Genomic DNA, 20,731 nt, shown 5'->3' on the forward strand with positions numbered 1-20,731 from the left:
ACAGAGCCGAACGGCCGCAGGCACAAGGGAGATCGCGTGATGGCGGAGACGACAGGGTCCGTACTGCCCAAGGGGTTCCGCAGTGCCGAACTGGGCTGGCCGGAGCTGCGCCGCATCCCGCATCCGCCGTACCGGATCCCGGTCGTCGGGGACGTGATCGGCTCCCGCATCCGCTCCCCCTTGCAGGATTCGATGCGCTTCGGGCGGCAGCTCGGGCCGATCTTCCGGCGCAGGGCCTTCGGCAAGGAGATCGTCTTCGTGTGGGGCGCGGAACTCGCGGCCGAACTCGCGGACGAGACCAGGTTCGCCAAGCACGTGGGACTCGGGGTCGCCAACCTCAGGCCGGTCGCCGGGGACGGGTTGTTCACGGCCTACAACCACGAGCCGAACTGGCAGCTGGCGCACGACGTCCTGGCTCCCGGCTTCAGCCGCGAGGCCATGGAGGGCTACCACCCGATGATGCTGGCCGTCGCCGAGCGGCTGACCGACCGCTGGGACCGGGAGCGAGCCGCCGGACGCGCGGTCGACGTGCCCGCCGACATGACGAAGCTGACGCTGGAGACGATCGCCCGCACCGGCTTCGGCCACGACTTCGGCTCCTTCGAGCGCTCCCGGCCCCATCCCTTCGTGACCGCCATGGTCGGCACCCTTACCTACGCGCAGCGCCTCAACGTGCTCCCCGCGCCGCTGGCGCCCGTCGTGCTGCGCGACGCCACCCGGCGCAACGCGGCGGACATGGCCTACCTCAACCGCACGGTCGACGCGCTCGTGGCGGCCCGACGCGGAACCGCGGGCGAAGGGGACCTGCTCGACCGCATGCTGGACACCGCCCACCCCGAGACCGGAGAGCGGCTGACGCCGGAGAACATCCGCCGTCAGGTCATCACCTTCCTGGTCGCGGGACACGAGACGACCTCGGGCGCGCTCTCCTTCGCCCTGCACTACCTCTCCCGGCACCCCGCCATCGCGGCCCGCGCCCGGGCCGAGGTGGACCGCGTCTGGGGCGACACGCCCCGGCCGGCCTACGACCAGGTCGCCAAGCTGCGGTACGTGCGCCGGATCCTCGACGAGTCCCTGCGGCTCTGGCCGACGGCGCCCGCCTTCGCGCGCGAGGCCCGGGCGGACACCGTGCTGGGCGGCGTCCACCCGATGCGCCCAGGGGCGTGGACCCTGGTCCTGACGGCGATGCTGCACCGCGATCCGGATGTCTGGGGAGCCGACGCGGAGGCCTTCGATCCGGACCGCTTCGACGCACCGGCCGTACGGTCCCGGCCCGGCCACACCTTCAAGCCGTTCGGCACCGGCGCCCGCGCCTGCATCGGCCGTCAGTTCGCGCTGCACGAGGCGACGCTGGTCCTCGGACTGCTGCTGCGCCGCTACGAACTGCGCCCCGAGCCCGACTACCGGCTGCGGATCGCCGAGCGGCTCACCCTGATGCCGGAAGGACTGCGGCTGCACCTCGAAGAGCGGGCGCCCGCACCGGACTCAGCGCACGGCCGTCCAGTGATCCGGTCGGCCGACTGACCGCGGCAGCCTGGTGCCGGCGCCGCCCCGGGCCGCGTTCACCTGGGGCTGGGTCAGGAAGAACGCCCCGGTCAGGTCGGCGTCCGTGAGATCCGTGTCCCGCAGGTCGGCGCCGATCAGGTCCGCGCCGCGCAGATCCGCACCCGTGAGGTCGGCGGCGATCAGGTAGGCGCCACGCAGGTCCGCACCCCGCAGATCGGCACCCTTGAGACGGGCGCCCATCAGGTCGGCGCCCCGGCGGTCCTTCTTCCCGCCGCTCTTCCCGCCGTTCTTCCCGCGTCCGGCTCCCGCCCGCACCAGTTCGCTGGTCCGCAGCAGCAGTACGTTGACCTCCTGCCGGTGCGCGCCGACGTCCAGCCCGCCCAGTTCTCCGGCGGTCAGCCGGGTCAGCCGTTCGGTGGTGACGAGCGCGCGGCGGACGTCGGCGTGCACCGGGCCGGCCGCGGGCAGCGTCAGCGCCTCGTTCAGGTACCAGAGCAGTTCGTGGAGCTGGCGGACGACCGGGAACACCTCGAACATCTGCCGGGCGCGCTCCCCCGGCACGGAACGCCAGTCCTGGCCGCCGAAGGTGACCTGCGAGACCTTCTGCCCGGCGCCGAAGCAGTCGTACACCGTGCAGCCCGTGAAGCCCTTCTGGCGCAACCGCGTGTGGATGCCGCACCGGGAGTCGGCCGCCAGGTTGGGGCAGGGCTTCCCCGCGTCCTTGTCGATCGCGAAGTCGGCCGAACGGGCGAAGGGCAGCGCGACGCAGCAGAGCCCGAAGCACTCACCGCAGTCGGCCCGCAGCTCCCGCAGCCGGTCCGTGCCGGTCCCACTCTCTTCCCGCATGCCCCCAGCCTACTGACCCGCGGACAAGGGCCTGAACTGGGCCGATGACATGACCGGGAACGATCCGGACGGCCCTGGCGGGCGGCGCGGCCCGGCGCCCGCGGAAGACGGGTCCGGACAGGGGCACCGCGGCTCTGGAGGTTTTCGGCCGCACCGGGTATCGAGGCGGCCATGGACGACACACTCCCGCGCGGTCTGCCCGCTCCTCCCCCGCTGGGCGCGAGCGCGCTGCCGCCCGGAACGTACGACGGCACGCTGGTCCTGGTGACCGGCGGCGGCACCGGGCTGGGCAAGGCGATCGCGGCGGAGTTCGCGCGCCTCGGCGCCGATCTGCTGCTGGTGAGCCGCGACGCGGAGCATCTGCGCTCCGCCCGGGACGAGCTGGCCGGGCTCGGCACCCGGGTGACGACGGCGGTGTGCGACGTACGGGACGCGGAGCGCATCGCGGAGGTCTTCGACGCGAGCCCGCTGCCCGGCGTCCTGGTGAACAACGCCGCCGCCAACTTCCCCGTACCCGCCGAGGAGATGACGCCGAACGCCTGGCGAGCGGTCGTCGACATCACCCTCACCGGGACCTTCCTGATGACACGCGAGTTCGGGCGGTGTCATCTGGCCGCCGGCACACCCGGCTCGGTCATCGACGTCGGCGCCTCGTACGCCTGGACCGGCGGCCCGGGATACGCGCACAGCGCCGCGGCGAAGGCGGGGGTGCGCAACCTGGTGGAGACCCTGGCCGTGGAATGGGGGCCGTACGGCATCCAGGTCAACGGGCTGGTGCCCGGGCTGATGCCGCACGAGGACATGACCGCGGACATCAGGGGAGCGCTGGACCGGACCGGGGCGCACGACGCGCGCCAGCCCGCGCTGCGGGTCGGCGCGCCGCGCGAACTGGGCTGGGCCGCCACCTTCCTGGCCTCCCCCTACGCCCGTTTCATCACCGGCCACACCCTGGTGGTGGACGGCGCGAACTGGCAGCGCAGGGTGCTCGTCGGCGCACCGGTGGTGCCGGTGCGCGACCAGTTGGGCCTGGGCCCCTTCACCGGCTGACGGTCGGTCGCCGAACGCGCAGAGGTCGAGCCGCGCGAGCCCCTCGGGGTCGGACAGGATGTACATCCCGACGACCCTCCCGTCGGTGACGGTCACGCCCATCACCAGAACGGCCGACGACGGGCGCGATGTCGTCGAGGGCCACGGCGAGAAGCCCGTCGTCGTCCCTCACCCGTCCCCCGCCCCACCGCACGCGACCCCGCGCGCAACCGTCCGCCCACCGCGCAGGACCCCGCCGCCCGCAACCGTTCGCACACGGCACACGGCACACGGCACCGATCGAAGCGTGCCGGTCACTTCCCCTCGAACCGAGGCACGCGGCGGGCGCCCTTCGCCGCGTATCCCTCGCGGGAGTCCTCGGACGCCAGGGTGAGCGCCGCCGAGCCGGCGGTGCGGTCGAGGGCTGCCGCGAGCCCCGCGTCGGCATAGGTGTCGATGTCGTGCTTGATGCCCCGCACGGCGAGCGGCGCGTTCGCCGCGATCTCGGCGGCGACGGCACGGGCGGCCCCGTCCAGTTCGTCGCGGGTCACGACGAGTTGGACCAGGTGAAGCCGCTCCGCCGTGGCGGCGTCCAGCGAACGCCCCGTCAGGGCCAGGAACTTCGCCCACCCGGCCCCCGCCTCCCGGGCGATCCTCAGATCACCGCCCGCGTCGACGGCCACCCCGAGCCGCGCCTCCGGCAGGGCGAACACCGCGTCGTCGGCCGCGATCCTGAGGTCCGCCATCAGCGCGAGTTCGAAGCCGAAGCCCAGACAGTGCCCCTGGACGGCCGCGACCACCGGCTGGGGCAGCCCGGCGAAGACCGCGAACCGCTCGTGCGCCCAGCGGATTCCCTCGTAGTAGTTGCGGGCCCGCTCCGCGTCCGTGCGCCCCTCGATCGCGCCGCCCGGCGCAGTCACGTCGATGCCCGCGCAGAAGGCCCGGCCCTGCGCCCGCAGCAGCACCACCCGGACCGACCGGTCGAAGCGGATCCGGTCGGCCAGCAGGCCGAGTTGACGCGTCGACTCCCAGCTCCACGCGTTGAGCCTGGCCGGACGGCAGAGGGTGAGGACGCCGATCCCGTCCTCGACCTCCAGGCGCAGCCGCTCCTCACCCTCCGGGACGTCGGTGCGCAAGGTGTCGATCATCCGTGCCCCCTCTCGGTTCTGACAATCCGTCAGAACCGTAGGGGACCTCAGACCTCGTCGCGCGTCAACGCCAGCAGACGGTCCAGGACACGAGGACCGCCGGCCCGAACCCCGTCGTGTTCGAACTCGTCGGTCACCCAGGTGCGCAGACCGCCGATGGCGCGGGCGGTGCGCAGCGCGTGCCCGGTGTCGACGTACATGTCGTCGTGGTAGACCGCCGCGGCCACCGGGACCTCGTTGGCGGCGAGGCGGGCGGGGTCGTACAGCGGACGCCAGTCGGTGCGGGCGGCCAGTTCCTCGGCGGTCTCGCGCAGCGGCCGCAGCGCCGGGTCGTTGTCGAACGTCCAGGGGTGCACGGACTCACCGGTGAACAGCAGCGGTCCGTCGTCCGCGAGTGTCTTGGCGGCGTCGAACTGCGGGAACTCGGCGCGCACCCGCTCGGCCGACCAGTCGGTGGGCCGGTCGTCCTGCCCGTAGATCGCCTCGTGGACCAGCGCGTAGAGCGGGTGGCCCGCGTAGGAGAGCAGACCCTGCACCTCCTCCTGGAAGGCGTCGGAGAGGGCCGGCCCCTGCGGGGTGCGGACGAAGGCGTCCTCCAGGAGGTAGTGCAGCCGGTGACTGCCCTCGCTGCCGCCGAGGAGGATGCCGAGCGACTGGAAGGCCTCGACGGTGAGGCGGTAGCCGCCGTTCAGCACCGGTTCGTGCCGCACGAGGTACTCGGCGATCTGCCGGGCCCGCTCCACGTCCTGGGGGTAACGCGCGTAGTGTGCCGCCACTTTGCGCTCGATACGGGGGTACGCGGCCCGGTAGACGTCGTCCGCGTGCGCGTCAAGCCCGGGAAGTCCACCGGTGATCAGCGCCGCGCGCAGCCCTTCGGGGGCGGTCGAGAGGTAGTTCACCGCGCAGAAGCCGCCGAAGCTCTGGCCCAGTACGGTCCAGGGCGCGCCACCGGTGACCCGGGGGCGGACGGCCTCGCAGTCACGGACGATGGAGTCGCCGCGGAAGTACGTGAGGTAGTCCGCCTGTGCCCGGGGGCCGCCGCGCATCGGGAGTGTCTGACGGTTGGCCGGCGTCGAGTGGCCGGTGCCGCGCTGGTCGAGCAGCAGGACCCGGAACTCCTTGAGCGCGCGGCCGAGCCAGGCCTGCTTGCCGACGAAGCGGTTGGCGCCGAAGCCGGGGCCGCCCTGGAGGTAGACCAGCCAGGGGAGGTCCTGGTGCGCCTTCTCGCTCGCGACGACCGCGCGGGCGAACAGCTGGATGCTCTCCCCCGCCGGTTCGTCGTGGTCGAGGGGCACGGTGAAGCGGTGGTCGGTGAGGACGACACCGGGCTGGCGGTAGCTGACGGTCAACGGGACTCCCCAGACGTACGGATTCCAGGCTGCGTCCCAGTTGAACACATGCTCCCCCGCCGTCCGAGCCCGGGGATCAAGAAACCGTACTGAACGGCCGCTCAGCACCGGGCGGGAAGGATCAGCGTGCCGACAGGCTGGAGCGGCGTACCACCAGCTCCGGCTGGAGCACCACCCGCCGGTGTTCGTGCGGCACCGGGGACGTCTCGGCCTCCGTCTCCTCCAGCAGCAGCTCGGCGGCGAGGGCACCCATCGTCATCGCGGGCTGGCGCACCGAGGTGAGCGGGACGGCCGCCGCGGCGGCGAACTCGATGTCGTCGTAGCCGACGATCGCGAGGTCGTCGGGGACGCCGACCCCGGCGGCGTACATGGCCTGCAGGACACCGAGGGCGAGCAGGTCGTTGGCGCAGAAGACGGCGGTGGGGCGCACGGCCAGGCCGAGGAGCCGGGCGCCGGCGTCACGGCCCGCGGCCACGTCCAGGCGCTCGGTCGGCAGCTCCTTGAGCGCGGTGGGCGCGAGCCCGGCCTCGGCCAGCGCGTTCAGCGCGCCGGTGCGCCGGTCGGTGACCTGGTTCAGTCCCGGCGGTCCGCTGACGTACGCGATGGAGCGGTGACCGGCGTCGACGAGGTGGCGTACGGCCAGCGCGCCGCCTGCCACGTCGTCGACCGAGACCGAGCACTCGGTGGTGCCCTCGGCGACCCGGTCGACCAGGACGAAGGGGATGCCGTTGCGGCGGAAGGTCTCGATGTTGCGACCCGTCGCGTCGGCGGGGGTGAGCAGCACCCCGCGCACCCGCTGCTCGGCGAAGAGCGACAGGTAGTCGGCCTCCTCGCTCGCGCTCTGCGCGCTGTTGCAGACCATCACGCCGAGCCCGGCGTCCCGCGCCGCCCGCTCGGCGCCGCGCGCCACGTCCACGAAGAAGGGGTTGCCCATGTCGAGGACGAGCAGGCCCATGATCCGGCTGCGCCCGGCCCGCAGCTGGCGCGCCGACTCGCTGCGGACGTAGCCCAGCCGGTCTATGGCCGACTGGACGCGCGCCCGGGTCTCGGAGGCCACGGTGTCCGGGCGGTTGATCACGTTCGAGACCGTGCCCACGGAGACTCCAGCGGCGCGGGCGACGTCCTTGATACCCACCGACTGACCCATCAGGCACGAACCTCCAGGTAAACGAGAAGCGGCGGGCGGGCCTTCACATTACCCGCGCGTCCCCGGGCACCGGCGCTCATGCGGGCAGCCGGGATCCGGTGATGCGGAGCGCCCGGGGCGCCGCGCCGCCGGGCGTCTCCTGGGACGCGAGCGACGCCGTCCCAGCCCGCGGGACACGCGTCTCACCGATGGCGGCCCTCCTGGTCCGGGGGCCCGACGTGTTCCGGTCGGGGCCCGGTGGGTCGACGGTGAGAGCGGTGCCCGTGGCGGGGACCGGGCCGGCGGCCCGCGCCGTACCGGCGGGACCGGGACCCGTGGCGACGCCCGAAGGCGCCGCCGTCAGGAGGGTGCGTCGTCTCATGTGGGGGGCTCCTGGTCAGGCGAGATGGAAGACTTCGGTGAGGGGGGTCATCGCCTCGTCGGGTCTGGCGCCGTCCAGCGATTCGAAGAACGGCGCCATCTCCGCCTGCCAGCGGGCGTTGATGCCGGTGGCCTCCATGGCGGCGCGGGCGGCCGTGAAGTCCTCGGTCTCCACGTAGCCGACCAGCAGCCCGTCCTCGCGCAGGAACAGCGAGTAGTTGTGCCAGCCGGTGTCCGAGAGCGCCTGGAGCATCTCGGGCCACACGGCGGCATGCCGCTCGCGGTACTCGTCGAGGCGGTCCGCCCGGACCTTCAGCAGGAAGCACACACGCTGCATCAAGGACCCTCCGGACCTAGAAGTCGAACTGGTCGATGTTCTTCGCGTCGAAGACGGTCGGCTTGCCCAGGTTGATCACGCCGTCCTTGCCGAGGGTGAAGGACCCCATGTCGCCGGCCTTGAAGGTCTCGCCCTCCTTGCCGCTGATCTGTCCGGACACCAGCGCGACGGCGGTACGGGCGGCGAGCTCACCGAGCTTCGCCGGGTCCCACAGCTCGAAGCCGTCGACGGTGCCGTTCTTGACGTACTTGCGCATGTCGTTGGGGGTGCCGAGGCCGGTCAGCTTGACCTTGCCCTTGTACTTGGAGCCGGACAGGTACTGGGCCGCGGCCTTGATGCCGACCGTGGTCGGGGAGATGATCCCCTTGAGGTTCGGGTGCTCCTGGAGAAGGCCCTGGGTCTGCTGGAAGGACTGCTGGGCGTCGTCGTTGCCGTAGGCGACCTTGACCAGCTTGACGTCCTTGTACTTGGGGTCCTTCAGCTCGTCCTTCATGAAGTCGATCCAGGTGTTCTGGTTCGTCGCCGTCTGCGCGGCGGACAGGATCGCGATCTCCCCCTTGTAACCGATCTGCTCGGCGAGCAGCTGCACCTCGGTACGGCCCAGGTCCTCGGCGCTGGCCTGCGAGACGAAGGCGTTGCGGCACTCGGGCTTGGTGTCGGAGTCGTAGGTGACGACCTTGATCTTGTTGCTCATGGCCTGCTTGAGCGCGGTGCACAGCGCCCCCGGGTCCTGCGCGGACACGGCCATCGCGTCGACCTGCTGCTGGGTGAGCGTGTTGACGTAGCTCACCTGGCCGGAGGTGTCGGTGGCGCTGCTGGGGCCGACCTCCTTGTACGTGGAACCGAGCTCCGTCAGCGCCTTCTCGCCGCCCTTGTCGGAGGAGGTGAAGTACGGGTTGTTGACCTGCTTGGGCAGGAACCCGACCGTCAGACCCTTCTTGGTCGCCGCGTTCGGGTCGGCCTTGCCGGCCGTGGCGTTCGAACCGCTGTCGGCCTTCACGTCCTTCTTGGTGGTGCCGCCGCAGGCGGTGGCGGCCAGGGCGAGCGAGCTGACGGCGGCGAGCGCCACGCAGGCGCGGCGGATCGTTGACTTGCGCATGGCGAAGGTTCCTTTACGAGGGTGGGCGGTTACGAGGTCGGAGTCGAGGCGGCTCTGCGGCCCGCCCTCGCTACGGAGATCTGCCGCGCGACCCGGGGGCCGAGCACGGAGACGACGAGCAGAACGCCGGTGACGACGATCTGCGACTGCGCGGAGACATTGGAGAGGCTCATCACGTTCTGCAGCGCGCCGAGCAGGAAGACTCCCGCGATCGCGCCGCCGAGCGTGCCCTTGCCGCCGTCGAAGTCGATGCCGCCCAGCAGGACGGCGGCGACGACGGAGAGTTCGAGGCCGGTGGCGTTGTCGTAGCGGGCGCTGGCGTAGTGCAGCGCCCAGAAGACGCCGGTCAGCGAGGCCATGAAGCCGGTGGCGACGAACAGGATCAGCTTCTGCCGCTTGACCCTGATGCCGGCGAAGCGCGCGGCCTCCTCGTTGGCGCCGACGGCGAAGGCCGAGCGTCCGAACGGGGTGGCGTGCAGGACGACCACGGCGATCGCGACGAGCACCAGGAAGGGCAGGAAGGCCTGGGGGATGAAGGTGTTCCCGATGCGCCCGGCCGCGAAGTCCTGGTACTGGGTGGGGAAGTCGGTCACCGCGTCCGAGCCGAGCACGATCTGCGCGATACCACGGTAGGCGGCGAGCGTGCCGATGGTGACGGCGAGGGAGGGCAGTCCCAGCCTGGTCACCAGCAGGCCGTTGACCAGGCCGCACACCACGCCGAGCAGCAGACACAGCGGGATGATCGTCTCGATCGACATGCCCTGGTTCCACAGGACGCCCATCACCGAGCCGGACAGACCCGCCGTGGAGGCGACCGAGAGGTCGATCTCCCCGGCCACCACGAGCAGGGTCATCGGCAGCGCGATCAGCGCGATGGGCAGGGTGTTGCCGATCAGGAAGGACAGGTTGAGGGCGTTGCCGAAGCCGTCGACGAAGCCGAAGGAGAACAGCAGCAGGACGATGAGGAGGGCGCCGACGACCGTGTCCCAGCGGACGGCGCGCGCGAGGGACGAGTCAGCCATGGCGGGCGTTCCTCTTCTTCAGTGCGAAGGCCACGCGCAGCGCGACGATCCGGTCGACCGCGATGGCGAGGATCAGCAGGACACCGTTGATGGCGAGCACCCAGACGGAGCTGACGCCGAGCGCGGGCAGCACGCTGTTGATGGAGGTGAGCAGCAGGGCGCCGAGCGCGGCACCGTAGACGCTGCCGGAGCCGCCGGTGAAGACGACGCCGCCGACCACCACGGCGCTGACGACGGTGAGTTCGTAGCCGGTGCTGGTGCCGGAGTCGACGTTGCCGAACCGGGCGAGGTACAGGGCGCCGGCGAGACCGGCGAGAGCGCCGCAGACGACGTACGCGGTCAGGATGCGCTTGCGGACCGGGATGCCGGCCAGCCGCGCGGCCTCGGGGTTGGAGCCCAGCGCGTACAGCTCCCGTCCGCTGCCGAAGTGTTTGAGGTAGTAGGCGGTGACCAGCAGTACGGCGAGGGCGATCAGCGCGAGGTACGGCACCGCCGAGATGCCGCCGGAGCCGAAGTCGACGAAGCCGCCCGGGAGATCGGCGGCGGTGATCTGCCGGGAGCCGACCCAGATGGAGTCGATGCCGCGGATGATGTAGAGCGTGCCGAGGGTGACGACGAGCGCGGGCACCTGGCCGAGGCTGACCAGCAGCCCGTTGACGAGTCCCCATCCGATGCCGAGCAGCACCGCGAGGAACACCGCGACGACGGGGTTCCCGCCGCCCTGCAGATAGGTGCCGGCCGCGAAGGCGCTGATGCCGAGCGTGGAGCCGACGGACAGGTCGACGTTCCGGGTGATCACGACCAGGGACTGGCCGGTGGCGACCAGTACCAGGATGGTCGCGTTCAGCAGCAGGTCCTTGATGCCCTGTTCGGACAGGAACTGGCTGTTGCCCATCTGGGTGATGGCGATCATCACCAGGAAGACGACCAGGATGGCGAGTTCGCGCATCTTGAAGACGCGGTCCACCAGCCGGGTGCCGCTCGACCGGGGGACCTCGGCGGCGGGGGCGGGGTTGGGTGCGGTCACCGTCATGCGGCGGCCCTCTCAGTGTCGGTCGTCGTCATGCGGCGGCCCTCCCGGTCGCTGCGGCCATCACGGATTCCTCGGAGGCTTCGGAGCGCGGGATCTCGGCGGTGAGCCGGCCCTCGTGCATCACGAGGACCCGGTCGGCCATGCCGAGGATCTCGGGCAGGTCGGAGGAGATCATCAGGACGGCGACGCCGTCCGCGGCCAACTCGCTGAGCAGTCGGTGCACTTCGGCCTTCGTGCCCACGTCGATGCCGCGCGTCGGCTCGTCCACGATCAGTACCTTCGGGCCGGTGGCCAGCCACTTGGCCAGGACGACCTTCTGCTGGTTGCCGCCGGAGAGCGTGGCCACGGTGTCGGCGAGCCGGGCGTACTTGACCTGGAGCTTGACGGCCCAGTCGAGGGAACGGCTGCGCTCGGCGCCCCGGTCCATCAGGCCCGCCCTGACGGTCGTACGCAGCCCGGTCAGACCGATGTTGCGCTCGATGGACATGTCCATCACCAGGCCTTGGGCACGCCGGTCCTCCGGGACGAGGGCGAGACCCGCGGACATGGCCGCCGAGGGCGCGCCGTTGGTGAGCGCCCTGCCGTCGACCTCCACCTCCCCGGCGTCCCAGCGGTCCACGCCGAAGACGGCCCGCGCCACCTCCGTACGGCCCGCGCCGACGAGACCGGCGAGGCCGACGATCTCACCGCGCCGGACGTCGAAGGAGACGTCGGTGAAGACGCCCTCGCGGGTCAGGCGGCGCACGCTGAGGGCGACCTCGCCCGCCTCGACGTCCTGCTTGGGGTAGAGCTCGTCGAGGTCGCGGCCGACCATCCGGCGTACGAGGTCGTCCTCCGTCATGCCCTCCAGCGGCTCGCTGGATATCAGGGCGCCGTCGCGCAGGGTCGTGACGCGTCGGCAGATCTGGAAGATCTCCTCCAGCCGGTGCGAGATGAACAGCACGGCCGAGCCCTGCTCGCGCAGGGTGCGCACGACGCCGAAGAGGCGGGCGACCTCGCTGCCGGTCAGGGCGGCGGTCGGCTCGTCCATGATCAGGACCCGCGCGTCGAAGGAGAGCGCCTTGGCGATCTCGACGATCTGCTGGTCGGCGATGGACAGTCCGCGCGCCGGGCGCTCGGGGTCGAGTTCGACACCGAGGCGCTTCATCAGGCCGGCGGTCGCCGCGTGGGTGGCCTTGTGGTCGATGCGGCCGAGCGCGCGCCGGGGCTGGCGGCCCATGAAGATGTTCTCGGCGATCGACAGGTCGGGGAAGAGCGTGGGCTCCTGGTAGATCACCGCGATACCCGCGTCGCGGGCGTCGGCGGGACCGTGGAAGACGGTGGGCTCGCCGTCCAGCAGCACCCGACCGGCGTCCGGTCGGTGCACGCCGGCGAGCGTCTTGATGAGGGTCGACTTGCCCGCGCCGTTCTCACCGGCGAGTGCGTGCACTTCGCCGGGGAACAGTTCCAGGGACACGTCCCGCAGGGCGCGCACCGCGCCGAAGGACTTGGAGATGTCCTCCAGCGCCAGTACGGGGGCCGGACCCGCGTCGGACCGGTGGGTCATGGGAGCTCCTCAACGACGCGGGCGGAGAGGCCTCACGACGTCGTGAAAGGTTTCAACTAGGTTGCCGGGACGTTAGACATGTAGCCCAGGTCACGTCAATGGGTTCGGGCCGAAATTCTCGATAGCCAAAGGTCACAACCGAGTCACGAAGAGCGGTCTTCGCCAAGGGGGTTGACAGCTTTTCGGGGTGCTCATAGCTTCAACCATCTGAATCGTTTCAGACCACCCCTGTTCAGATCGAAGCAGTCCGGACCGAAGTCGCCGTCGCTCAGACCCGACGTCACACCCGAAGTCACAGGAGCCCCGAAGTGACCGAGCTCGCCGCGGTGAAGGCCGCACTCAAGACCCAGGCAGTAGAGACGCCGTCGTGGGCGTACGGGAACTCGGGAACCCGCTTCAAGGTGTTCGCCCAGCCCGGCGTGCCGCGCAGCCCGCGGGAGAAACTGGACGACGCCGCCCAGGTGCACGCCCACACCGGTGCCGCGCCGAGCGTCGCGCTGCACATCCCCTGGGACAGGGTCGAGGACTACGCGGCCCTGGCCGGGTACGCCGAGGAGCGCGGACTGCGGCTGGGCACGATCAACTCCAACACCTTCCAGGACGACGACTACAAGCTGGGCAGCGTCTGCCACCCGGACGCGACGGTGCGCCGCAAAGCTCTCGACCACCTGTTCGAGTGCGTCGACATCATGGACGCGACGGGCTCGAAGGACCTGAAGCTCTGGTTCGCCGACGGCACCAACTACCCCGGCCAGGACGACATCCGCGAGCGTCAGGACCGGCTGGCCGAGGCCCTCGCCCAGGTCTACGAGCGGCTCGGGGACGACCAGCGGATGCTCCTGGAGTACAAGTTCTTCGAGCCCGCCTTCTACACGACGGACGTGCCGGACTGGGGCACCGCGTACGCGCACTGCCTCAAGCTCGGCCCCAAGGCGCAGGTCGTCGTCGACACCGGGCACCACGCGCCCGGCACCAACATCGAGTTCATCGTCGCCACGCTGCTGCGGGAGCGGAAGCTCGGCGGCTTCGACTTCAACTCGCGCTTCTACGCCGACGACGACCTGATGGTGGGTGCCGCCGACCCCTTCCAGCTCTTCCGGATCATGTACGAGGTGATCCGCGGCGGCGGCTTCGCCCCGGACGTCGCGTTCATGCTGGACCAGTGCCACAACATCGAGGCGAAGATCCCGGCGATCATCCGGTCGGTGATGAACGTGCAGGAGGCCACCGCGAAGGCGCTGCTCGTGGACCGGGACGCGCTGGCCGCCGCCCAGCGCGAGGGTGACGTGCTCGCCGCCAACGCCGTGATCATGGACGCCTACAACACCGACGTACGGCCGCTGCTGCGCGAGGTCCGCGAGGAGCTCGGACTGGACGGTGACCCGGTGGCCGCGTACCACCGCTCCGGTTGGGCGGGGAAGATCGCCGCGGAACGGGTCGGCGGGGAGCAGGCCGGCTGGGGAGCGTAGGCGTCGTGTCCTACCGCGTCCGCCGACGGCCCCGGTAAGGACTGTCCCGTGATCCCCGGTGGATCGGCGCGCGGCGTCGGACGCGGTGCGTCGCGAAGGCGGAGGGACGTCCTCGTACCGGGTGTGTCCGGGCGACCCCGACAACGCGGCGCGGTGCCGTGGCTGTCGTCGTGCGCCCGCCGGGGATCACGGGACAGCCCTCGGGCGCCGGGGCGCGCCGTGCCCGCGGCCTCCCCGCACGGCCGGCCGCGGTCCGCGCGCCGGTGAGCCGCTCGCGCCGTTCCCCGCGCCCCTGGCGCGGCCCCGTCCCCGCCTCTCAGCCATACGTGTCACTCCCTCTCACCCTCACTCCTTAAGGACCAGGACCATGGCACCCCATCCCGAAGCCGCCGCTCTGCTGGCCCGCTCGCACCGGCTCGGCGCCGACCCGCGCAACACCAACTACGCGGGCGGCAACGCGTCCGCGAAGGGCACCGACACCGATCCCGTGACCGGCGGCGACGTCGAGCTGATGTGGGTGAAGGGGTCGGGCGGCGACCTCGGCACGCTGACCGAGTCCGGGCTCGCCGTACTGCGGCTGGACCGGCTGCGGGCGATGACCGAGGTGTACCCCGGTGTGGAGCGCGAGGACGAGATGGTCGCCGCTTTCGACTACTGCCTGCACGGCAAGGGCGGCGCGGCCCCCTCCATCGACACGGCGATGCACGGCCTGGTGGACGCGGCCCACGTCGACCACCTGCATCCCGACTCCGGCATCGCGCTGGCCTGCGCGGCCGACGGCGAGAAACTGACCGCCGAGTGCTTCGGCGACACCGTGGTCTGGGTGCCGTGGCGCAGGCCGGGCTTCCAGCTCGGCCTGGACATCGCGGCCGTCAAGGAGGCCAACCCGCGGGCCGTCGGCTGTGTTCTGGGCGGCCACGGAATCACCGCCTGGGGCGACACCGCCGAGGAGTGCGAGCGCAACTCGCTGCACATCATCAGGACGGCCGAGGCGTTCCTCACCGCGCGCGGCAGGCCGGAGCCCTTCGGGCCGGTCGTCGAGGGCTACACGGCCCTGGCCGCGTCCGAGCGCCGCGAGCGCGCGGCGGCCCTCGCGCCGTACGTGCGGGCCCTGGCCTCCCAGGACCGTCCGCAGGTCGGCCACTTCACCGACTCCGGCGTCGTCCTCGACTTCCTCGCGAGCGCCGAGCACCCGCGCCTCGCGGCCCTCGGCACCTCCTGCCCCGACCACTTCCTCCGTACGAAGGTCAGGCCGCTCGTCCTCGACCTGCCGGCCACCGCGGGCCTGGACGAGGCGGTCGCGCGGCTCGAGGAACTGCACGGCACGTACCGCGAGGAGTACGCGGCCTACTACCAGCGGCATGCCGACGCCGGCTCCCCCGCGATGCGCGGCGCGGACCCGGCGATCGTGCTGATCCCCGGTATCGGCATGTTCTCCTTCGGCAAGGACAAGCAGACCGCGCGGGTCGCGGGCGAGTTCTACGTCAACGCGATCAACGTGATGCGGGGCGCCGAGGCCGTCTCCGCTTACGCGCCGATCGAGGAGTCGGAGAAGTTCCGCATCGAGTACTGGGCGCTGGAGGAGGCCAAGCTCCAGCGGCTCCCCCGGCCCAAACCGCTCGCCACCCGGGTGGCCCTGGTGACGGGCGCGGGCAGCGGCATCGGCAAGGCCATCGCCGAGCGGCTGGTCGCCGAGGGGGCCTGCGTGGTGGTCGCCGACCTGAACGCGGAGAACGCCGCCGACGTCGCCACGTCGCTGGGCGGTCCCGACAGGGCCGTCGCCGTCACCGTCGACGTGACCTCCGAGGAGCAGATCGCCGAGGCGTTCCGGACGGCGGTGCTCGCCTTCGGCGGCGTCGACCTGGTGGTCAACAACGCGGGCATCTCCATCTCCAAGCCGCTCCTGGAGACCACCGCGAAGGACTGGGACCTCCAGCACGACATCATGGCCCGCGGCTCCTTCCTGGTCTCCCGCGAGGCGGCCCGGGTGATGATCCGGCAGCAGCTGGGCGGCGACATCGTCTACATCGCGTCCAAGAACTCGGTCTTCGCCGGCCCGAACAACATCGCCTACTCCGCGACCAAGGCCGACCAGGCCCACCAGGTCCGGCTGCTGGCGGCCGAGCTCGGCGAGCACGGCATCCGTGTCAACGGCGTCAACCCGGACGGGGTGGTACGCGGTTCGGGCATCTTCGCGGGCGGCTGGGGCGCCCAGCGCGCGGCCACGTACGGGATCGAGGAGGAGAAGCTCGGCGAGTTCTACGCCCAGCGCACCATCCTCAAGCGGGAGGTGCTGCCCGAGCACGTCGCGAACGCGGTGTTCGCGCTGACCGGCGGGGACCTCACGCACACCACCGGTCTGCACGTCCCGGTCGACGCCGGTGTCGCGGCGGCATTCCTGCGATGAGCGAGCACCACAAGACCTTCGCCGCGGTCGACCTCGGCGCGTCCAGCGGGCGCGTCATGGTCGGCCGCGTCGGCCCCGGGACCCTGGACCTCACCGAGGCCCACCGCTTCCCCAACCGGCCGGTGCGGGTCCCCGAGGGGCTGCGCTGGGACATCCTCTCGCTGTACGCCGGAGTGCTCGACGGACTGCGCGCCGCCGGGCGGGTCGACTCCGTCGGCATCGACAGCTGGGCCGTGGACTACGGGCTGCTGGACGCCGACGGCGCGCTGCTCGGCAACCCGGTGCACTACCGCGACGCCCGTACCGAGGGTGTCGCGGAGCAGGTGTGGGCCACCGTGCCCGCCGCCGAGCTGTACGCGGCGACCGGGCTCCAGTACGCCCCGTTCAACACCCTGTACCAGCTCACCGCGGCCCGCTCGACCCCCCAACTCGCCCACGCCGAGCGGCTGCTGCTCATTCCCGACCTGCTGGCGTACTGGCTCACGGGCGAGGCGGGCACGGAGCTGACCAACGCCTCCACCACCCAGCTGATCGACCCGCGGACGGGTGAGTGGGCGTACGGCCTCGCGGAGCGGCTCGGCATCGACCTGGGGCTGTTCGCGCCACTGCGCCGCCCTGGCGACCCGGCCGGCCTCCTGACGCCCCGGGTCCTGGAGGAGACCGGACTGACCGGCCCGGTCCCGGTGACGACCGTCGGCTCGCACGACACCGCCTCCGCGGTGGCCGCCGTCCCCGCCGCGGGCGAACGCTTCGCCTACATCTGCACCGGCACCTGGTCCCTCGCGGGCCTGGAACTGGCCGCGCCGGTCCTCACGGAGGCGAGCCGCGCGGCCAACTTCACCAACGAGCTGGGCCTGGACGGCACGGTGCGCTATCTGCGCAACATCATGGGGCTGTGGCTGCTCCAGGAGTGTCTGCGCGAGTGGGACCACCCCGACCTCGGCGCACTGCTGCGGGCCGCCGCCGAGATCCCCCCGCTGCGGTCGGTCGTGGACGCCGGTGACGCCGTCTTCCTCGCCCCCGGCCGGATGCCGGCCCGGATCGCCGACGCCTGCCGGACCACGGGGCAGCCCGTGCCCGGGTCCCGCGCCGAGATCACCCGCTGCATCCTCGACTCCCTCGCGCTCGCCCACCGCCGGGCGGTCGACGACGCGCGGCGGCTCGCCGACCACCCGGTCGACGTCGTACACATCGTCGGCGGCGGCACCCGCAACGAACTGCTCTGCCAACTGACCGCCGACGCCTGCGGACTGCCGGTGGTGGCGGGCCCGGCGGAGGCCGCCGCGCTCGGCAACGTCCTCGTCCAGGCACGGGCCCACGGGCTGGTCGGCGACCGTACGGCGATGCGGCGACTCCTCGCCCGTACACAGCCGTTGCGGCGGTACGAGCCCCGGGGGGACCCCGCCGCCTGGCGTGCCGCGCAGAACCGGATCGCCGGTCCGTGAACAGGCGATCGCCGGACTCCACGAGCGGGGTCTCCCCTGGCGCCCGCCCGCCGCGTACCCTGCACTCATCCGATGATCGATCTCTAGGAGCCGCGATGCGTGTCGCTCTGTTCCTGACCTGTGTCAACGACACGCTCTATCCGGACACCGGTCGCGCCGTGGTGAAACTGCTGACCAGACTGGGTGTCGAGGTCGACTTCCCGATGGCCCAGACCTGTTGCGGGCAGGCGCACTACAACACCGGATACCGGCATGAGGCCGAGCCGCTGGCCCGGCACTTCTCCGATGTCTTCGGTGCGTACGAGGCGATCGTGACGCCTTCAGGGTCGTGCGGCGCGATGGTGCGGGAGCTGTATCCGCGGATGGGCGAGCGGGCACGGGCGGAGGGCCGCGGGGACACCCTCGCCGCCACGCTCGCCCCGGTCGTTCCGAAGACGTACGAACTCACCGAGTTCCTGGTGGACGTGCTCGGAGTGACGGACGTGGGCGCCTACTACCCGCACACCGTCACCTACCACCCCACCTGTCACGGGCTGCGCAGCCTCGGGCTCGGCGACCGGCCGCGCCGGCTGCTCCGGGCCGTGAAGGGACTCGAACTGCGCGAGCTGCCCGGCGCCGACGAGTGCTGCGGCTTCGGCGGCACGTTCGCCGTCAAGAACCCCGACGTCTCGGCGGCGATGGGCGCCGACAAGGTGCGCAACGCCGAGTCGACCGGCGCGGACGTCCTGTGCGCCGCCGACAACTCCTGTCTGATGCACATCGGTGGCACGATGACCCGGCTGAGCACGGACATGCGTCCGGTGCACATCGCGGAGATCCTCGCGAACACGGAAGGGGAGCCGAGCGCGTGAGCGGCACCTTCGTCGGCATGCCGGCCTTCCCCGAGGCCGCCCGCGAGGCGGTCGACAACCCGATCCTGCGCGGCAATCTGCGCCACGCCACGCACACGATCCGCGCCAAGCGCGCCGTCGCCGTGTCCGAACTCGACGACTGGGCGGCCCTGCGCGAGGCAGGCAAGCAGATCAAGGACCACACCCTCCGTCATCTCGACCACTACCTGGTGCGGTTGGAGGAGTCCGTCACCGCGGCCGGCGGTGTCGTGCACTGGGCCGTCGACGCCGACGAGGCCAACCGGATCGTCGTCGAACTGGTGCGGGCGACCGGTGAGAGCGAGGTCGTCAAGGTCAAGTCGATGGCCACGCAGGAGATCGGGCTCAACGAAGCCCTGGAGGCCGCGGGCGTCCACGCCTACGAGACCGATCTCGCCGAACTCATCGTGCAGTTGGGCAAGGACCGGCCCTCGCACATCCTCGTCCCGGCGATCCACCGCAACCGGGGCGAGATCCGTGACATCTTCGCCCGTGAGATGGGCGAATGGGGCCGCCCGGCCCCCGAGGGTCTCACCGACACGCCCGCCGAGCTGGCCGAGGCCGCCCGGCTGCATCTGCGCGAGAAGTTCCTGCGCGCCAAGGTCGGCGTCTCCGGCGCCAACTTCATGGTCGCCGAGACCGGCACGCTGATGGTGGTGGAGTCCGAGGGCAACGGGCGGATGTGCCTGACCCTGCCCGAGACGCTGATCTCCGTCGTCGGCATCGAGAAGATCGTGCCGACCTGGCGGGACCTGGAGGTCTTCCTCCAGACCCTCCCCCGCTCCTCGACGGCGGAGCGCATGAACCCGTACACCTCGATGTGGACGGGCACGACGGACGAGGACGGTCCGCGGACCTTCCACCTGGTCCTGATCGACAACGGCCGCACCGACACGCTCGCGGACGAGGTCGGCCGCCAGGCGCTGCGCTGCATCCGCTGCTCGGCGTGTCTCAACGTCTGTCCGGTGTACGAGCGGGCGGGCGGCCACGCCTACGGCTCGGTCTACCCGGGCCCCATCGGCGCGATCCTCAGCCCCCAGCTGCGGGGCACCGCCGGCGCGGTCGACGCCTCGCTGCCGTACGCCTCCTCGCTCTGCGGTGCCTGCTACGAGGTCTGCCCGGTCGCCATCGACATCCCGGAGGTCCTGGTCCATCTCCGGGAGCGGGTCGTCGAGGGTGGTCCGACGACACGGGAGGGCAACAGGGTGGTGCTCAAACCGGCCAAGGGGCACGCCGCCGAGCGGGCGGCGATGCGCGCGGCCCGCTGGGTGTTCAGCCGTCCCGGCGCCCTGGGAGCGGGACAGCGGCTGGCGTCGCGGACACGCCGGTTCCATCCGCGGTCGATGCCGGGGCCCGGCAGGGCGTGGAGTGCGAGCCGCGACCTGCCCCGGTTGCCCGCGGAGCCGTTCCGCGACTGGTGGCGGCGCACGGACGGCGGCAAGGAGACGGAGGCCAAGTGAGCAGCAGAGACGTGATCCTCGGCCGGGTACGCCGCGCGATCGCCGACGTACCGCGCGACGACACGCCGTACGAGCAGGCGGTCGAGCGGAACTACCTGCTCGAGCACGGTACGCGCGATGTCGCCGGGACGGTGGACCTGCTCGCCGAGAACCTGGCGGACTACCGGGCGATCGTGCACCGCACCGACGACGAGGAGCTGCCCCACCTGATCATGCGGCTGCTGGCCGGGCGGGGCACGCGGTACGTCCTCGTCCCGCCGGGTCTGCCGCCCGAGTGGATGTCGGCCGCCGATCCCACCCGCGTCCACGACCGCGCCGTGAGCACGCCCCACGAGCTGGACCGGGTGGAGAGCGTGGTCACGGGCTGCGCGCTCGCGATCGCCGAGACCGGCACCCTGGTACTGGACGGAAGCCCCGACCAGGGACGCCGGCGCATCACGCTGATCCCCGATCACCACATCTGTGTGGTCCGCGTTCCCGACCAGGTCGTCTCCTCCGTGCCGCAGGCCCTGGAGCGCCTCGACCCGCGCCGCCCGCTCACCTGGATCTCCGGCCCCTCGGCGACCAGTGACATCGAACTGGACCGGGTCGAGGGGGTGCACGGCCCGCGGACCCTGGAGGTGGTGCTGGTGAGCGGAGCCTGATCCACGCGGTTAGCGTGA

General features: G+C 71.7%; 18 protein-coding genes. 8 read left to right on the forward strand and 10 right to left on the reverse strand.

Annotated features, from left to right (window positions below):
- Window positions 1-39: 39 nt before the first annotated feature.
- Window positions 40-1,524 (forward strand): cytochrome P450, encoded by a 1,485-nt coding sequence (locus tag GFH48_RS05655; protein WP_153287199.1) that lies wholly within the window; start codon window positions 40-42, stop codon window positions 1,522-1,524.
- Here GFH48_RS05655 and GFH48_RS05660 read toward each other — a convergent pair.
- Window positions 1,486-2,352, reverse strand: coding sequence for a pentapeptide repeat-containing protein (locus GFH48_RS05660; protein ID WP_153287200.1), 867 nt, complete (start codon window positions 2,350-2,352; stop codon window positions 1,486-1,488). The genes GFH48_RS05655 and GFH48_RS05660 overlap by 39 nt on opposite strands.
- A 171-nt stretch (window positions 2,353-2,523) precedes the next feature.
- Here GFH48_RS05660 and GFH48_RS05665 point away from each other — a divergent pair, with 171 nt between their 5' ends.
- On the forward strand, window positions 2,524-3,399 hold the full coding sequence (locus GFH48_RS05665; protein ID WP_153287201.1) for an SDR family oxidoreductase: 876 nt from the start codon (window positions 2,524-2,526) through the stop codon (window positions 3,397-3,399).
- Window positions 3,400-3,692: 293 nt separating this feature from the next.
- Here the strand turns inward: GFH48_RS05665 and GFH48_RS05670 are convergent, their stop codons facing one another.
- From GFH48_RS05670 to GFH48_RS05710, 9 genes are all read right to left on the reverse strand, one after another.
- Complete coding sequence (locus tag GFH48_RS05670) at window positions 3,693-4,526, reverse strand: enoyl-CoA hydratase/isomerase family protein (protein WP_153287202.1); 834 nt, start codon at window positions 4,524-4,526, stop codon at window positions 3,693-3,695.
- A gap of 47 nt (window positions 4,527-4,573) precedes the next feature.
- Window positions 4,574-5,875: an alpha/beta fold hydrolase gene (locus GFH48_RS05675; protein ID WP_153287203.1), complete on the reverse strand. Its 1,302-nt coding sequence runs from the start codon at window positions 5,873-5,875 to the stop codon at window positions 4,574-4,576.
- 121 nt (window positions 5,876-5,996) lie between these two features.
- Window positions 5,997-7,022, reverse strand: coding sequence for a LacI family DNA-binding transcriptional regulator (locus GFH48_RS05680; protein WP_153287204.1), 1,026 nt, complete (start codon window positions 7,020-7,022; stop codon window positions 5,997-5,999).
- Between the two features lie 76 nt (window positions 7,023-7,098).
- The gene (locus GFH48_RS05685; protein WP_153287205.1) at window positions 7,099-7,383 is read right to left on the reverse strand and encodes a hypothetical protein; all 285 of its coding nucleotides are present in this window, start codon (window positions 7,381-7,383) and stop codon (window positions 7,099-7,101) included.
- Between the two features lie 15 nt (window positions 7,384-7,398).
- Window positions 7,399-7,719, reverse strand: a complete 321-nt coding sequence (locus GFH48_RS05690; RefSeq protein WP_153287206.1) for an L-rhamnose mutarotase — start codon at window positions 7,717-7,719, stop codon at window positions 7,399-7,401.
- Window positions 7,720-7,735: 16 nt separating this feature from the next.
- Window positions 7,736-8,818, reverse strand: coding sequence for a rhamnose ABC transporter substrate-binding protein (rhaS, locus tag GFH48_RS05695; RefSeq protein ID WP_153287207.1), 1,083 nt, complete (start codon window positions 8,816-8,818; stop codon window positions 7,736-7,738).
- 29 nt (window positions 8,819-8,847) lie between these two features.
- Complete coding sequence (locus GFH48_RS05700) at window positions 8,848-9,840, reverse strand: ABC transporter permease (protein WP_153287208.1); 993 nt, start codon at window positions 9,838-9,840, stop codon at window positions 8,848-8,850.
- The gene (locus tag GFH48_RS05705) at window positions 9,833-10,873 is read right to left on the reverse strand and encodes an ABC transporter permease (protein WP_153287209.1); all 1,041 of its coding nucleotides are present in this window, start codon (window positions 10,871-10,873) and stop codon (window positions 9,833-9,835) included. Before GFH48_RS05705 ends, GFH48_RS05700 begins: the two co-directional genes overlap by 8 nt.
- Before the next feature lie 28 nt (window positions 10,874-10,901).
- On the reverse strand, window positions 10,902-12,419 hold the full coding sequence (locus GFH48_RS05710; RefSeq protein ID WP_153287210.1) for a sugar ABC transporter ATP-binding protein: 1,518 nt from the start codon (window positions 12,417-12,419) through the stop codon (window positions 10,902-10,904).
- A gap of 308 nt (window positions 12,420-12,727) precedes the next feature.
- On the opposite strand from GFH48_RS05710, the gene rhaI reads away from it, so the two are divergent.
- The 6 genes from rhaI (at window position 12,728) to GFH48_RS05740 (ending at window position 20,713) form a co-directional block, all read left to right on the forward strand.
- Window positions 12,728-13,888: an L-rhamnose isomerase gene (rhaI, locus tag GFH48_RS05715; RefSeq protein ID WP_153287211.1), complete on the forward strand. Its 1,161-nt coding sequence runs from the start codon at window positions 12,728-12,730 to the stop codon at window positions 13,886-13,888.
- Window positions 13,889-14,255: 367 nt separating this feature from the next.
- Window positions 14,256-16,295 carry a bifunctional aldolase/short-chain dehydrogenase gene (locus GFH48_RS05720; RefSeq protein WP_153287212.1) on the forward strand — a complete coding sequence of 680 codons (2,040 nt, stop codon included), beginning with the start codon at window positions 14,256-14,258 and terminating at the stop codon, window positions 16,293-16,295.
- Complete coding sequence (locus tag GFH48_RS05725) at window positions 16,292-17,740, forward strand: rhamnulokinase (protein ID WP_153287213.1); 1,449 nt, start codon at window positions 16,292-16,294, stop codon at window positions 17,738-17,740. The genes GFH48_RS05720 and GFH48_RS05725 overlap by 4 nt, the downstream gene beginning before the upstream one ends.
- A 95-nt stretch (window positions 17,741-17,835) precedes the next feature.
- Complete coding sequence (locus tag GFH48_RS05730; RefSeq protein ID WP_153287214.1) at window positions 17,836-18,591, forward strand: (Fe-S)-binding protein; 756 nt, start codon at window positions 17,836-17,838, stop codon at window positions 18,589-18,591.
- Entirely contained in the window at window positions 18,588-20,069 is a 1,482-nt protein-coding gene (locus GFH48_RS05735; protein WP_153287215.1) for a LutB/LldF family L-lactate oxidation iron-sulfur protein, read from the forward strand. The genes GFH48_RS05730 and GFH48_RS05735 overlap by 4 nt, the downstream gene beginning before the upstream one ends.
- Window positions 20,066-20,713 (forward strand): LutC/YkgG family protein, encoded by a 648-nt coding sequence (locus tag GFH48_RS05740; protein ID WP_153287216.1) that lies wholly within the window; start codon window positions 20,066-20,068, stop codon window positions 20,711-20,713. The genes GFH48_RS05735 and GFH48_RS05740 overlap by 4 nt, the downstream gene beginning before the upstream one ends.
- The last annotated feature ends 18 nt before the right edge of the window (window positions 20,714-20,731 follow it).

Source organism: Streptomyces fagopyri (genome assembly GCF_009498275.1).
GTDB classification, from domain to species: domain Bacteria; phylum Actinomycetota; class Actinomycetes; order Streptomycetales; family Streptomycetaceae; genus Streptomyces; species Streptomyces fagopyri.

Coding starts and splice junctions, on each gene's coding strand:
- GFH48_RS05660 (WP_153287200.1), bottom strand. CDS start 2,352: ATGCGGGAAGAGAGTGGGACCGGCACGGACCGGCTGCGGGAGCTGCGG.
- GFH48_RS05725 (WP_153287213.1), top strand. CDS start 16,292: ATGAGCGAGCACCACAAGACCTTCGCCGCGGTCGACCTCGGCGCGTCC.
- GFH48_RS05680 (WP_153287204.1), bottom strand. CDS start 7,022: ATGGGTCAGTCGGTGGGTATCAAGGACGTCGCCCGCGCCGCTGGAGTC.
- GFH48_RS05710 (WP_153287210.1), bottom strand. CDS start 12,419: ATGACCCACCGGTCCGACGCGGGTCCGGCCCCCGTACTGGCGCTGGAG.
- GFH48_RS05705 (WP_153287209.1), bottom strand. CDS start 10,873: ATGACGGTGACCGCACCCAACCCCGCCCCCGCCGCCGAGGTCCCCCGG.
- GFH48_RS05720 (WP_153287212.1), top strand. CDS start 14,256: ATGGCACCCCATCCCGAAGCCGCCGCTCTGCTGGCCCGCTCGCACCGG.
- GFH48_RS05700 (WP_153287208.1), bottom strand. CDS start 9,840: ATGGCTGACTCGTCCCTCGCGCGCGCCGTCCGCTGGGACACGGTCGTC.
- rhaS (WP_153287207.1), bottom strand. CDS start 8,818: ATGCGCAAGTCAACGATCCGCCGCGCCTGCGTGGCGCTCGCCGCCGTC.
- GFH48_RS05690 (WP_153287206.1), bottom strand. CDS start 7,719: ATGCAGCGTGTGTGCTTCCTGCTGAAGGTCCGGGCGGACCGCCTCGAC.
- GFH48_RS05655 (WP_153287199.1), top strand. CDS start 40: ATGGCGGAGACGACAGGGTCCGTACTGCCCAAGGGGTTCCGCAGTGCC.
- GFH48_RS05665 (WP_153287201.1), top strand. CDS start 2,524: ATGGACGACACACTCCCGCGCGGTCTGCCCGCTCCTCCCCCGCTGGGC.
- GFH48_RS05685 (WP_153287205.1), bottom strand. CDS start 7,383: ATGAGACGACGCACCCTCCTGACGGCGGCGCCTTCGGGCGTCGCCACG.
- GFH48_RS05670 (WP_153287202.1), bottom strand. CDS start 4,526: ATGATCGACACCTTGCGCACCGACGTCCCGGAGGGTGAGGAGCGGCTG.
- GFH48_RS05730 (WP_153287214.1), top strand. CDS start 17,836: ATGCGTGTCGCTCTGTTCCTGACCTGTGTCAACGACACGCTCTATCCG.